The sequence below is a fragment of the Phascolarctobacterium succinatutens YIT 12067 genome, assembly GCF_000188175.1.
Lineage (GTDB): Bacteria > Bacillota > Negativicutes > Acidaminococcales > Acidaminococcaceae > Phascolarctobacterium_A > Phascolarctobacterium_A succinatutens.
Genome location: NZ_GL830903.1, coordinates 1 through 13,679, shown reverse-complemented (window position 1 = coordinate 13,679; position 13,679 = coordinate 1). Strand labels below are relative to the sequence as shown.

At 48.0% G+C, this 13,679-nt stretch carries 11 protein-coding genes; all 11 read right to left on the bottom strand.

Translation table 11 applies throughout. From position 1 onward, the window contains the following. Positions 1-212 precede the first annotated feature (212 nt). On the bottom strand, positions 213-2,213 hold the full coding sequence (locus HMPREF9443_RS06795; protein ID WP_009145825.1) for a sodium-translocating pyrophosphatase: 2,001 nt from the start codon (positions 2,211-2,213) through the stop codon (positions 213-215). Positions 2,214-2,327: 114 nt separating this feature from the next. Next, the gene (gene secG / locus HMPREF9443_RS06790; protein ID WP_210684771.1) at positions 2,328-2,558 is read right to left on the bottom strand and encodes a preprotein translocase subunit SecG; all 231 of its coding nucleotides are present in this window, start codon (positions 2,556-2,558) and stop codon (positions 2,328-2,330) included. Between the two features lie 347 nt (positions 2,559-2,905). Continuing rightward, positions 2,906-4,189, bottom strand: coding sequence for a phosphopyruvate hydratase (gene eno / locus HMPREF9443_RS06785; RefSeq protein ID WP_009145823.1), 1,284 nt, complete (start codon positions 4,187-4,189; stop codon positions 2,906-2,908). Positions 4,190-4,206: 17 nt separating this feature from the next. Then, a complete protein-coding gene (gpmI, locus tag HMPREF9443_RS06780; RefSeq protein ID WP_009145822.1) occupies positions 4,207-5,721 on the bottom strand; it encodes a 2,3-bisphosphoglycerate-independent phosphoglycerate mutase in 1,515 nt (504 codons plus the stop codon). A 55-nt stretch (positions 5,722-5,776) separates the two neighbouring features. Further along, positions 5,777-7,702 (bottom strand): triose-phosphate isomerase, encoded by a 1,926-nt coding sequence (gene tpiA / locus HMPREF9443_RS06775; protein ID WP_009145821.1) that lies wholly within the window; start codon positions 7,700-7,702, stop codon positions 5,777-5,779. Between the two features lie 18 nt (positions 7,703-7,720). Continuing rightward, on the bottom strand, positions 7,721-8,728 hold the full coding sequence (gene gap / locus HMPREF9443_RS06770) for a type I glyceraldehyde-3-phosphate dehydrogenase (protein ID WP_087942312.1): 1,008 nt from the start codon (positions 8,726-8,728) through the stop codon (positions 7,721-7,723). Positions 8,729-8,811: 83 nt separating this feature from the next. Beyond that, the gene (locus HMPREF9443_RS06765) at positions 8,812-9,846 is read right to left on the bottom strand and encodes a sugar-binding transcriptional regulator (RefSeq protein WP_009145819.1); all 1,035 of its coding nucleotides are present in this window, start codon (positions 9,844-9,846) and stop codon (positions 8,812-8,814) included. A 276-nt stretch (positions 9,847-10,122) separates the two neighbouring features. Next, the gene (gene queF / locus HMPREF9443_RS06760) at positions 10,123-10,620 is read right to left on the bottom strand and encodes a preQ(1) synthase (protein WP_009145817.1); all 498 of its coding nucleotides are present in this window, start codon (positions 10,618-10,620) and stop codon (positions 10,123-10,125) included. Continuing rightward, on the bottom strand, positions 10,620-11,123 hold the full coding sequence (locus HMPREF9443_RS06755) for a QueT transporter family protein (RefSeq protein WP_009145816.1): 504 nt from the start codon (positions 11,121-11,123) through the stop codon (positions 10,620-10,622). The genes queF and HMPREF9443_RS06755 overlap by 1 nt, the downstream gene beginning before the upstream one ends. Before the next feature lie 14 nt (positions 11,124-11,137). Further along, positions 11,138-11,818: a 7-cyano-7-deazaguanine synthase QueC gene (gene queC, locus HMPREF9443_RS06750; protein WP_040565221.1), complete on the bottom strand. Its 681-nt coding sequence runs from the start codon at positions 11,816-11,818 to the stop codon at positions 11,138-11,140. Between the two features lie 293 nt (positions 11,819-12,111). Beyond that, on the bottom strand, positions 12,112-13,377 hold the full coding sequence (locus HMPREF9443_RS06745) for an MFS transporter (protein WP_009145813.1): 1,266 nt from the start codon (positions 13,375-13,377) through the stop codon (positions 12,112-12,114). Between the last annotated feature and the right edge of the window lie 302 nt (positions 13,378-13,679).

Sequence of the window (13,679 nt, the reverse complement as noted above, 5' to 3'; positions counted from 1 at the left end):
CCCGTTTTTCCTACAAAAACTTTACGCTAGCTCTGTTAATCTGTTATTGATTTTACTTGAATTTTGTTTTACTGTTACACTTGTATTTTAAAGTAAAAAGCATTTGCCTACAAATGTATAAATTTATCAAAAAGCTGTATTACAGCATAAGCACAACAAAAAAGCTGCTGCAGCTAATGCTGCAGCAGCGTGAATATAGCTTAACTATAAAATTATTTGAACAGGCCAAGCAGGATGCCGCCATTTGCTGCCAGTACAGGAGCAAATACCAGGGATACAATGGTCATCAGTTTGATCAGGATGTTCATTGCAGGTCCGGAAGTATCTTTGAACGGGTCACCTACAGTATCGCCTACTACGGTTGCATCATGAACCGGAGTATGTTTACGGCCGGAAGCTTCTACGAACTTCTTAGCGTTATCCCATGCACCGCCAGCGTTAGCCATCAGGATTGCAACCAGTACGCCGGAAGCCAGAGAGCCGCCAATCAGGCCGCCCAGAGCTTCAGTACCGAACAGGAAGCCAACCAGCAGAGGAGCAACGATAGCGATAACACCAGGCATAATCATCTCGTGCAGAGCAGCTGCAGTGGAGATGTCTACGCATTTTTGGTAGTCAGCTTTAGCTTTGCCTTCCAGCAGGCCGGGGATTTCGTGGAATTGACGACGAACTTCCTCGATCATCTGGTAAGCAGCTTTACCAACAGATTCCATGGTCATAGCACCGAATACGAACGGCAGGGTTGCACCGATAAACAGACCGATCAGGGTTACAGGGTTCAGCAGGTCGATTGCTTTCAGGCCTACAGTGTGTGCATAAGCAGAGAACAGAGCCAGAGCAGTCAGAGCAGCGGAACCGATAGCGAAGCCTTTACCAATAGCAGCGGTGGTGTTACCAACGGAGTCCAGGGTATCGGTGATTTCACGTACTTCAGGAGGCAGCTCGGACATTTCTGCGATACCACCGGCGTTATCAGCGATAGGACCATAAGCGTCAACTGCTACGGTCAGACCGGTGGTGGACAGCATACCAACTGCAGCCAGGGAGATACCGAATAGGCCCATGCCTGCATCTTTAGCACCGCCCATGGTGAAGAATGCCAGGATTACACCAACGCAGATGAAGATCATCGGCAGGAAGGTGGAATACATGCCAACAGCCAGACCGGAGATGATGGTGGTTGCCGGACCGGTTTCGGATTGCTCAGCAATCTTCTTAACGGAAGCATAATCAGCAGAGGTGTAGATTTCGGTGATTTTACCGATTAACAGACCAACAACCAGACCGGAAGCAATAGCTACGAATGCAGCAGTGTTACCGAAGATGGAAGTGGACAGGTAGTAAGCAGCAGCAATTACGATTACGCCGCCAACATAGGTACCATGGTTCAGAGCAGCCTGCGGATTGGTGGATTTGCTGCTGCGAGCATAGAATACACCGATCAGGGAAGCAATGATACCAGCGAAAGCCAGCTCAAATACGAACATAATGCCTTCGCCGCCGGGATACGCAACAGCACCCAGAGTAATAGCGGAGATGATAGCACCTACATAGGATTCGAACAAGTCAGCGCCCATGCCTGCAACGTCGCCTACGTTATCGCCTACGTTATCAGCGATGGTAGCCGGGTTACGCGGGTCATCTTCAGGCAGACCTTCTTCAACTTTACCTACCAGGTCAGCGCCAACGTCAGCAGCTTTGGTGTAGATACCGCCGCCAACACGAGCGAACAATGCAATGGAGCTTGCGCCCAGACCGAAGCCGGTAACGATATCAATGTTGCCGAACAGCATGTAAGCAGCAGCAACACCAACGATACCCAGACCAACAACGCCCAGACCCATAACAGCACCGCCGGAGAAAGCAATTTTCAGAGCTTCCGGCATGCCGCCATGTTGAGCAGCTGCAGCAGTACGAACGTTAGCTTTGGTAGCAACAGTCATGCCGATGTAGCCTGCACATACGGAGAATACTGCACCTGCAACGAAGCATACTGCAGTAAGCGGAGATAAGAACATAGAAATTACGATAGCAACAACGATTACGAAAGCAGACAGTGCTTTGTATTCGCGGAACAGGAACGCCATAGCGCCCTCGTGGATGTAACCGGCAATTTCCTGCATACGTGCTGTACCAGCAGGAGCCTTACCGATTGCGCTGCTCAGCATCAGTGCAACTGCGAGTGCAATGAGGCCGACAACAATGGAGATCATTAAGAAATTCAAGACCCAAACCCCTTTCTTTTTATAAAAAAATTTAAAATTTTAAGAGTGCGGTTGCACTCTTGGTAACATGATGAGTGCGGAAAACAGGAAACCCCGTCAGCCTTAAGCGTTGATTTTTGCCAGCGCCAATGTAATAACAGCAAATGCAACACCTAAGTAAATCGTGGCCTTCGCCATGAGTGTATCCAGATCATTGCCCTTGCCAAAAAAAGCACCGTCACTGCCGCCGAAAGTACTGCCCATACCGCCGCCTTTTCCGGACTGCAGCAGAACTGCGCCAATGAGTGCTATGCAAACGATAACTTCAAGAACCATCAAGACAGTTTCAATCACAGAGCTTACCTCCTCATATTTTTGTACCATAGTATTTTACCATAAAGCCAATTATAAAGCTAGTATTTTTTTCACAGATTATTTTATATTATATTTGCTGCGACTCTTTCCAGCGGGAAAATGGTAAATTATGGCAGAATTTGCTCAATCTCTTATTCTTTCTGATATGGCAGGTATAATCAGCTATTATATTTGCAAATGGTTAGACCGAAAATAGCGCACAGTCAGCTTAAAATGAAAAACCCCGAGGCGCAATCCCGGGGCTTTTCTTTTTGCGTGCGAACTATGACATTTGCACAATCTCTTTTCGAGTTAACTATAGCGCAATTGTATTGCTTTGTCAAATTTTATTTAATATTGTAGAAAACCTTCATGCCGTTATATTTTGCAGCCTTGCCGAGATCCTCTTCGATACGCAGCAGCTGGTTGTATTTGGCAACACGGTCGGTACGTGCCGGAGCACCGGTTTTAATCTGGCCAGCGTTTACAGCAACAGCAATATCTGCCAGAGTGGTGTCTTCGGTTTCACCGCTGCGGTGAGAGATGATGCAGGTATAGCCTGCGCGTTTTGCGGTTTCGATAGCGTTGAAGGTTTCGGTTAAGGTACCGATTTGGTTTACCTTAATCAGAATAGCGTTTGCTACGCCCTTTTCAATGCCCTGAACCAGACGCTCTTCGTTGGTAACGAACAGGTCATCGCCAACCAGCTGAACTTTTTTGCCCAGCTTTTTGGTGAGCTTCTTCCAGCCGTCCCAGTCATCTTCAGCCATACCGTCTTCGATGGAGATGATAGGATATTTCTCGCACAGACCTGCCAGATAATCTACCATTTCTTCGCTGGTCATTTCTACGCCTTCGCCGGTCATTTTGTATTTGCCGTCTACATAGAATTCGCTAGAAGCAACGTCCATTGCCATAACGATGTCCTTACCCGGTTTGTAGCCTGCTCGCTCGGTTGCTTCGAGGATAACCTCGATTGCATCTGCGTTGCATTTCAGGTTCGGTGCAAAACCGCCTTCATCACCCAAAGCAGTGCTCAGGCCTTTTTCCTTCAGCAGTGCCTTCAGGTTATGATAAATCTCAGCATTCATGCGCAGTGCTTCGCTGAAGGATTTAGCACCAACCGGCATAATCATGAATTCCTGAATATCAACGTTGTTGTCTGCATGCTCGCCGCCGTTTAAGATGTTCATCATCGGAACAGGCAGCTCTTTGGCAGCAACACCGCCTAAGTACAGGTAAAGCGGCAGGCCTACGGAAGCAGCGGCAGCCTTAGCTACAGCCATGGAAACGCCGAGGATAGCGTTAGCGCCGAGGCGGCCCTTGTTCGGAGTGCCGTCCAGGCGAACCAGCAGCTCGTCAATTTCGGTTTGGCGGGTTGCGTCCAAGCCGATAATTGCTTCGGCAATAATGTCGTTAACATTATCAACTGCTTTGGTAACGCCCTTGCCCAGGTAACGCTCTTTGTCGCCGTCACGCAGCTCTACAGCCTCGTGTACACCTGTAGATGCGCCGGAAGGAACAGCAGCGCGTCCCATAGCGCCGTCTTCCAGGCATACTTCAACTTCTACGGTCGGATTGCCGCGGGAATCCAGAATCTCGCGAGCGTAAACTTCGGTAATCATTGCCATTTCTTATCACCTCATGATTAGTCTATCAAAGTTTTACCTGTCATAGCGACAGGCTGTTTAATATTAAGCAGCTGCAGCAGCGTCGGTGCAATATCGGCCAAAATGCCGTTATGCAGCTTGTGCTGCTCCTTGCTTACTAAAATAAACGGTACAGGGTTAGTGGTATGCGCGGTGTTCGGAGAACCGTCGCTTTCGGCCATCTTCTCCAAATTGCCGTGGTCCGCGGTAATGCACACACTGCCGCCAAGGGACAGCACCTTGCGTACAATGCGTCCGGCACAGTCATCAACCTTTTCCATAGCGGTAATCGCAGCGCTGAGCACACCGGTATGACCAACCATATCCGGATTTGCAAAGTTCAAGATAATCGCATCAAATTTATCCTTATCCAGCTCTGCCAATAGTGCCTGCGTAACCTCTTCGGCGCTCATTTCCGGCTGCAAATCATAGGTTGAAACCTTCGGCGAAGGAATCAGAATACGCTCTTCATTAGCATTCGGAGCTTCCACACCACCGTTGAAGAAGAAGGTTACATGCGCATATTTTTCGGTTTCCGCAATGCGCAGCTGGTGCAGTCCATGCTGTGCCAACACCTCACCCAATGTATCCTTAATCTCCTCCGGAGGAAAGGCTACCGGTGCGGTAATTGTAGCATCATACTGCGTCATGCACACATAATTTACAGGGCGTGCGCCCTCGGGACGTGCAAAATACGGGAAGTCCTCATCATGCAGCGCACGGGTAATTTCACGTGCTCTGTCAGGACGGAAATTGAAGAAAATCACACCGTCCCCGGCAGTGATTTTGCCATCTACGCCGTCAACAGTGAAGGGTTCAACAAACTCATCCGTTACACCTGCGGCATAGGATGCTTCTACGCCGGCAGCAGCGCTTGCAGCCTTGCCGCCATCGCCCAGCACCAGTGCTTTATAGGCACGCTCCACGCGCTCCCAGCGCTTGTCGCGGTCCATTGCGTAATAGCGTCCGCTGACGGTAGCAATCTTGCCTACGCCAATCTGCGCCATGCCATCTTCCAGCTCATGGATATATTCCAAAGCTGTTTTCGGACCGACATCACGTCCATCCAGGAAGGCATGCACATAAACCTTGGTCAGGCCTTTAACCTTAGCCATGCAGATAAGTGCCAAAAGATGCTCAATGTGGCTGTGTACGCCGCCGTCGGATAACAGTCCCAGAAGATGCAGCGCCTTGCCTGCCTGCTTCGTTTCGTCCATCACCCTGCTGAGCTCTTTGTTCTTATACAAATCGCCATCCTCAATCGCCTTGTCAATGCGTGTCAGGCTTTGGTAGATAATGCGGCCGGCACCGATATTCAGGTGACCTACCTCGGAATTACCGATCTGACCTGCAGGCAGGCCGACAGCCTTGCCGCTGGCTTCCAAGGTTGTATGAGGATAATTTGCAAAATAACTGTCCAGGTTAGGAGTTTTTGCCATCGCCGCAGCGTTTGTTTTGTCTGCGGGAGCAATGCCCCAACCATCTAGAATCATTAGTAAAACTGGTTTTTTCATTATCAAATTCCTAAAGACGAAGGAGAAAGCAACAGGTGCTTTCTCCGAGGTCTTATTAAAAGCTTCTTACGATTGCGGCAAAGGTGTCAGCCTTCAGGCTTGCACCGCCAACAAGCACACCGTCAATACCGCTGAGGTTGAAGGAAGCAGCGTTCTTTTCATTAACACTGCCGCCGTAAAGAATACGAACCTTGCGGGCAATATCAGGTGTAAAGATTTTGCCTATTTTTTCACGAATCAGAGTGCATACTTCCAAAGCATCCTCCGGAGTAGCAGCCTTACCGCTGCCGATAGCCCAGATAGGCTCATAAGCAACAACAAGGTTTTCTGCATCCTCTGCAGAAATTACACGCAGAGCGCTCTTCAGCTGCATATTGATTTTGCGGGCAGTTTTGCCTGCTTCACGCTCAGCCAGATTTTCACCAACGCACAGCATCGGCTTCAGGCCGTTGCGGTAAGCGGCAATAATCTTGCTGGCAACAATTTTTTCGTTCTCACCGAAAATGGTACGGCGTTCGCTGTGACCAACGAGAACATATTCAGCGCAGATATCGGCAATCATCGCACCGGAAACAGCGCCGGTGAAGGCACCCTTGTCTTCCCAATGCAAATCCTGTGCGCCGTAGCCTACGTGCTTGCCGTCGATAGCATCCGCAACAGTTTCCAGTGCGGTGAACGGCGGGAAAATAACAACCTCGTTCAAGGTACCGTTAGTTTCCATAACAATATCCTCAGCAAGCGCTACAGCCTCGCTTACGGTTTTGTGCATTTTCCAGTTGCCGGCAATCATTTTGCGGCGCAGGTCATCCAGCGCAGCAACGCCGGGCAGTACCTTGCCTTCCAGATATTCCAGAGAAGCACCGCCACCGGTGGAAATGTGGGTAATGCGTTTAGCCAGACCCAGCTTTTCGATAGCAGCAACGCTGTCGCCGCCGCCGACAATGCTGGTAGCACGGCTCTTGGCTACAGCCTTCGCTACAGCCTCGGTACCCTTGCAGAATGCATCCATTTCAAAAACGCCCATCGGTCCGTTCCATACAATCATCTTAGCGTCAGCCAGAGCTTCCGCATAAGCCTTGCTGGTTTCCGCACCGATATCCAGAGCCATATAAGCCTGATTCAGGTTTTTCACCTTTTCGGTTACATGCTCGGCGTCGGGAGCAAATGCAGCAGCCATTACCAGATCGGTAGGCAGCAGCATATTTACTTTATTTTTCTTAGCCTTAGCCAAAAGCTCTTTAGCCAGGTCCAGCTTATCCTCTTCTACCAGGGACTTGCCCATTTTGTAGCCTTGTGCAGCCAGGAAGGTGTTAGCCATACCGCCGCCGATAAGCAGGGTATCAACCTTATCGAGCAGGTTGCTGATAACGCCGATTTTGTCGCTTACCTTAGCACCGCCGATAATAGCAACGAAAGGATGCAGCGGATTGGTTACAGCCTGACCTACATACTGGATTTCCTTTTCCAGCAGGAAGCCTGCAGCTGCAGGCAGGAAGTGGGTTACGCCTTCTACAGAAGCATGTGCGCGGTGAGATACACCGAAGCCGTCATTGACATACAGGTCTGCCAAAGAAGCCAGCTTCTCGGCAAATTCCATGTCGTTCTTTTCTTCTTCCTTATGGAAACGCAGGTTTTCCAACAGCAGGATGTGGCCCGGTTTCAGCTTGCTGGCAGCAGCCTGTGCAGCTTCGCCTACGCAGTCCGGAGCAAACAGAATCTTTTTGCCCAGCAGCTTGCCCAAATGCTTAGCTACGGGAGCCAAAGACAATTCCGGTTTAACCTGTCCTTTAGGACGGCCGAGATGTGCCATTAAAATAACAGCAGCCTTTTGCTCCAACAGATATTGAATGGTCGGCAGAGATGCGGTGATGCGGGTATCATCGGTAATCTCACCTTTATCATTCAGAGGAACGTTAAAATCTACGCGTACCAGTACTTTTTTACCGGCAACGTCTAAGTCACGTACAGTTTTTTTATCCACGGATAAGAATCTCCTTTATTACAGACCTTTTTTAGCAATATAAGCAGCCAGGTCAACTACGCGGTTGGAATAACCCCATTCGTTGTCGTACCAGCTTACAACCTTAGCCATGCGAGGACCAACCATCATGGTGGACAGGCCGTCGATAATGGAGCTCAGCGGGCAGCCGTTGTAATCGCGGGATACCAGCGGTTCGTCGCTGTAGCCCATGATGCCTTTGAGTTCGCCTTCAGCAGCTTCCTTCAGCACTGCGTTGATTTCTTCGGCAGTGGTGTCTTTTTGCAGCAGTACAGTCAGGTCGGTGATGGAAACGTTCGGAGTCGGAACGCGCATTGCAAAGCCGTTCAGTTTACCCTTCAGTTCCGGCAGAACCAGAGCAACTGCTTTTGCAGCACCGGTAGTAGTCGGGATGATGGAGCAAGCAGCAGCGCGAGCACGGCGCAGGTCTTTATGCGGCAGGTCCAGGATTCTCTGGTCATTAGTGTAGGAGTGAACAGTGGTCATCAGACCGCTTTCGATACCGAATTTGTTCAGCAATACTTTGGTGAACGGAGCCAGGCAGTTGGTGGTGCAGGAAGCGTTGGAAATGATGTTGTGTTTTGCAGGATCATATTTGTCTTCGTTAACACCCATAACGATGGTAATATCTTCGCCTTTTGCAGGAGCTGAGATGATAACCTTTTTAACAGTGTCATGCAGATGAGCTGCAGCCTTTGCAGCTTCGGTGAAACGGCCGGTGGATTCTACAACAATTTCAGCACCTGCTTCGCCCCAAGGAATCTGTGCAGGATCCAGGCAAGCAAATACTTCGATTTTGCGATCGTCAACAATAATGTAGTTGCCTTCGATGCTGACTTCATGATTGAAGGTGCCATGGATAGAGTCATATTTCAACAGGTGAGCCAAAGCGGTGATGTCGCCAGGATCGTTGACAGCAACAACCTCTACTTCAGGATTGTTGAATGCTACACGGAAAACCTCGCGGCCGATACGGCCAAAACCATTAATACCTACTTTTGTCATAATAATTTCCTCCTTAATTCTGAGAGAATCTAAATTTTGCACAAATGTGCTCAGTAACAAATTAATACTTTAAGAGCTTCACTTGTTTATTGCTCTTTAGCCATTTTGAGAATCTCATGCGCTGCAGCCTCATCGGTAATCAAAATATCCTGTCTGGAAGCACGAATAACCGATAAAATTGCGGCAGCCTTCGATTTACCTCCGGCAATACCGATGATTGTGCCGATGTGTTGCAAATCCTGCAGCATCAGGCCGGCATTATTAGTCATATAAACCTGTCTGCCGTCCAAAGCGCAATACTGACCGAACGCCTCGCCTACAGCACCGTCCGCCTCCAGCTTGGCAATTACCTCGCTGCCTAAGCGTCTGTGTCTTGCCATAACACTGGCACGGCCTACACCGTGGACAAGAATATCCGCCTGCTTGATAATATCAACGACAGCACGTACACCGATATCCTCTTTAAGAATACTGTTTAAGATATCCTCGCTTACACAGTCGGGAACATAAAGCTGACGGTAGGATGCTCCGAGCTTTTGCGCCAGGACAGTTGCAATCGTATTGGCCTGCAGTTCCACGTTATCACCCAAGCCGCCACGAGCCGGTACAACCACCGTATTAGGCTGGGAACCGGAAACATTAGCTGCCATCGCTGCCATAGTAGTACCGCCGCTGACAGCAACTATATGCTTATTGCCATCGCTCAGCAGCTTGCTGAGAATATGCGCTGCAGTACGGCCGATTTCGCGTTTGACAACATCCTCCTGATCGGAATCGCCGGGAAGAATGACAACCTTGCCAATCTTCAGCGTATCACTGAGAGTGCTTTCCAAAAACGAAATATCCTGCAGCTTGCGTACATAATCCGCCAGCTCCTTAAGAATATCCGCTCCCTCATCAGTTACGCTCATGCCGCTGGAAGAAAAATCCAGCAAGCCGCTTTTCTTGAGAAAATCAACCTGAGCACGCAGCACTCTTTCGCTGAGTCCCAGTCTTGCAGCCAGCGCACGTCGGCCTATCGGCGCTTCGTGACTCACCTGACGCAAAATCTGGTAACGCTGTACGAGCAAATCAGTCAGCTCCGGTACAATTTTCTTTTGCAGATTAATAATACTATCCATAACCAGTTACATCCCTTGACGTGTTTTGTCCCTCGTGGTACTTTTCGTGTCCCACAGATTCAATACAAATAAGTGAATTATTTGTCTATAGCTCATTATAGCATACTCTAATTAAGAAATAAAGTGCTGTATTAGTGTTTATCGAAAAATTTTTGTTAAAATCAGTCTTTGATTAGCTATCGCTAACTTAAACTGTCTAAAAATAGTTTTTTCTGCTGATTTGTTCACAAAGCACAAAAAAAGAGCTGCCGCATTACGCAACAGCTCAAAATTTTTTTATCTGTTATTAACTGTTTCGGGATACATATCATGCATGAAAAGACGCTTCTTCGCAGCCTGCTCCCATTCGGTTCCCGGCTTGCCGTAGTTGGCATACGGATCGATGGACAGACCGCCGCGCGGCAGGAATTTGCCCCAAACCTCAATATATTTAGGCTCCATCAGCTTAATAAGATCCTTCATAATGATGTTTACGCAATCCTCATGGAAATCACCGTGATTACGGAAGCTGAAGAGATACAGCTTCAGAGATTTGCTTTCTACCAGACGTTCGTCCGGAACATAGGAAATATAGATAGTCGCAAAATCAGGTTGTCCTGTCATCGGACAAAGGCTGGTGAATTCCGGGCAATTAAATTTAACCCAGTAATCATTTTGCGGGTGCTTATTTGGGAAAGATTCCAAAACCTCCGGCGCATAATCGCTTTTATAAGCAGTTTTATTGCCTAACAGGCTTACGCCCTGTAATTCTTCTTTACTTCTGCCACTTGTCATTATTGTTTACCTCCATCAAATGCAAACAGTTTGCCTGCTCCCACACGTTCCAAAGCGGTAACCAGCATTACACTCGCAATACCGCAGATGCACTGACCAATCAGCAGACTGCTTGCCAGCACCAGATAGGGAATATCCAGCAGTACACTCAACCATACAGGAACACCAAGTCCCGGTACAAAGGTAACCGCAGCCCAGATAATCCAGTTGCCGCAGCCACGACGCTTAGCAAACACAATAATGCTGGTCGTTACGATACCCACAATGAACCCGCCGATAATATCCGGCAGACCAAGACCGCCCATCACCGTGTTGCTGACAACGTTTGCCAAGCCAAACGGCAGAATCAGAAACGGGAAAATAGCACTCAGACCATACAACGCAGTAGCAATACGAATCTGATACTGACCAAAAGCAAAACTTTGGGTACAAATCATCACAACAATATATAAAGCAATGCATAATGCGGAAAATACTAATTTTTGGTTACTTAAACTCTTCATTATCCTTACCTCCTTTAAACCTCTGCTAAGGGATCAACAACACCGTTGGCAGCAAAGGCTGCTTCACGGTCAATACAGGTACCGCACTTGTGACAGGGCTTTTCGTCACCGTCATAACAGCTCCATGTAAGCTCATAGGGAACGCCAAGACGCAAGCCCTCGGCAACTATATCCTTCTTTGTTTTGTCGACAAAGGGAGCAACCAAACGCACCTTGCGGCCGCTTCCCAGATATACTGCCAAATTCATCGACTCGTTAAATTCGACGCTGCAATCAGGATAAGCGTTGCCTGCAGCATCATCGGCATGGGGCCCGTAGTAAATCTCATTGCATTCATATTCCAAGGCAATACTTGCCGCAGCAGACAGGAACAAGCCATTACGGAACGGTACATAAGTGCTGACAGGCTCACCCTTGCTTTCCTTCAGCTGCTCTGCATAAGATGCGTGCGGAACGCTTTCCTCCGAGCCCTGGAGCAGAGAGCATTTGCTGTGTGCAAAAATCTTCGACAAATCCATATGCAGCAGCTCCACATGATAATAATCGGCAATAGCCTGCGCTGCTGCAAGCTCCTTAGCATGCTTCTGACCATAGGACATCGACAAGGCCAGAACATTATCACCGTATTTTTCTTTTGCCAGTGCCAGACAGGTTGAGCTGTCTACGCCACCGCTTAATAATACTAAAACCTTCATTTTTTCCTCCCGATAACGAGCGGGCAAAGTCCACAAAATATAAAAGGATTCCGTCATCTACAGACGAAATCCTTGCATACATAAAAAATACCGGCCGGCGCCAGTACATCGCCCGTAGTTTTATTTATAGACAGGATGGTTACGAACTGTCTGTTATGAACTTCTAGGATATTATACAGCATATCGCGCTATTTGTCCAGTATAAGAAAATAGCATAATCAAAAACAGACACCGCCGATATACTTAAAGCATGTCGAGGTGTCTGTCTTAAAAGCGTTATAGCTTATCTCTTATTATACAATTGCTTTATCAGGCTTTACAAAGAACCAGGCAATGGCACCGCAGATACCGGTTACAGCAGTTGCTGCCAAAGCAGCCTGCCAGCCATAGTTGGTTGCAAACCAGGCAGTAACGGTCGGAGCCAGTACGCCGCCGATATTGCCCCAGAAGTTCATCCAACCAGATACAGAGCCTGCAAATTTGCCGCCCATGGTGATTACACTGGACCAGGAAGCACTCATGGTCAGACCAAGAGAGCCTAAGGATACGGAAAGCCAGAGAACATTCATCATCGGATCAGCAGTACGGGTGGAAATGTACAGTGCACCTGCACACAGCAGAATGCCAGCAGCACCGGTTGCAGTCTTAACCATGTTCTGAGACATGCCGTTGCGCAGCAGTTTATCGGAATAGTGACCGCAAAGAGTAACCACAGCCATCAGAGAAATCCAGGGAGCAGCAGCCCAAATACCCATTTTAGCTAAGGAGAATTTGTGCACCTCCATGAGGTACATCGGCAGCCATGCCAAGAATACGTACATAATGTAATCGGTAATCAGGAACTGAATGCCCAAAGCCCAGAATTGGGAAGAACGCAGCAGCTTGCCCCACGGAGCAATCTGTTTTTCACCGGTTGCTTCCACACGGCCCTCGTTGATGTGAGCCAATTCTGCTTCATTAACATAAGGACTGTCCTTCGGATCATCAGTAACATATTTATGCCAAGCCCAAGCCAAGAGCAGACCGACTACACCGAAGCTAAGGAATACATGATGCCAGCCAAAGGTTGTCATCAGCCATACTACAACAGCAGGACCGACTACAGGACCAAAGAAGCAGCCGTTAAGAATAAAGGAGCTTGCCTTGCCCTTTTCGTCTTTATTAAACCATTTGTGTTCCGCCATAGCGAACGCAGGATAAATCGGTGCTTCGCCCAAGCCAAACATCAAACGTACAATTGCAAAGGTGTACTTACCGCTTGCTACTGCAGTTAAAGCAGTAAAAATTGACCACCAGGCGCAGGCGATAGAACCGGTAAAGCGATGGCCGAATTTTTCGGCAACCATACCGCCGGGAACCTGCATCAAAGCATAACCAGCGAAGAAGAAGGATTGAATGAGGCCCATATCAATTTTAGTAAAGCCAAATTCCTTCATGATTACGGGTGTTGCAACAGAAAGGTTAACGCGGTCCATGTAGGATACAAAGCTGATAGCAAAGATCAGCCACGCTACCTTCCATCTGAAGTTTGTCATTTTCATAGTTTTCTTTCCCTTCATAAAAAACAAATTCTGTTCTTGTATATATATTCTGTCGAACAGTTAACAATAATGATACTATTTCTTCTTAAAACTGTCAATATTTTTCGTTCATTTAATTTTTGCGAATATTCGTCCAGTGTATAAGGATTTTTGAATTTTTTATGGAAAGGAAGGGAAGCAGGTGCGTCGCAATAGTATATTGCAGCAATGTAAATCCAAGAAGCACGTCCGCAGAACAATGCTGATTGATAAGAAAGCAAGTAAATCGAGCGAGAGGTAATATCGTGCAAGGAATAGCAATTTTAGCGAATGAGTGTCCG

Excerpts from the sequence above, each read along its gene's own strand:
- HMPREF9443_RS06795 (WP_009145825.1), bottom strand. The coding sequence starts at position 2,213 with ATGATCTCCATTGTTGTCGGCCTCATTGCACTCGCAGTTGCACTGATG.
- eno (WP_009145823.1), bottom strand. The coding sequence starts at position 4,189 with ATGGCAATGATTACCGAAGTTTACGCTCGCGAGATTCTGGATTCCCGC.
- gpmI (WP_009145822.1), bottom strand. The coding sequence starts at position 5,721 with ATGAAAAAACCAGTTTTACTAATGATTCTAGATGGTTGGGGCATTGCT.
- HMPREF9443_RS06765 (WP_009145819.1), bottom strand. The coding sequence starts at position 9,846 with ATGGATAGTATTATTAATCTGCAAAAGAAAATTGTACCGGAGCTGACT.
- queF (WP_009145817.1), bottom strand. The coding sequence starts at position 10,620 with ATGACAAGTGGCAGAAGTAAAGAAGAATTACAGGGCGTAAGCCTGTTA.
- HMPREF9443_RS06755 (WP_009145816.1), bottom strand. The coding sequence starts at position 11,123 with ATGAAGAGTTTAAGTAACCAAAAATTAGTATTTTCCGCATTATGCATT.
- queC (WP_040565221.1), bottom strand. The coding sequence starts at position 11,818 with ATGAAGGTTTTAGTATTATTAAGCGGTGGCGTAGACAGCTCAACCTGT.
- HMPREF9443_RS06745 (WP_009145813.1), bottom strand. The coding sequence starts at position 13,377 with ATGAAGGGAAAGAAAACTATGAAAATGACAAACTTCAGATGGAAGGTA.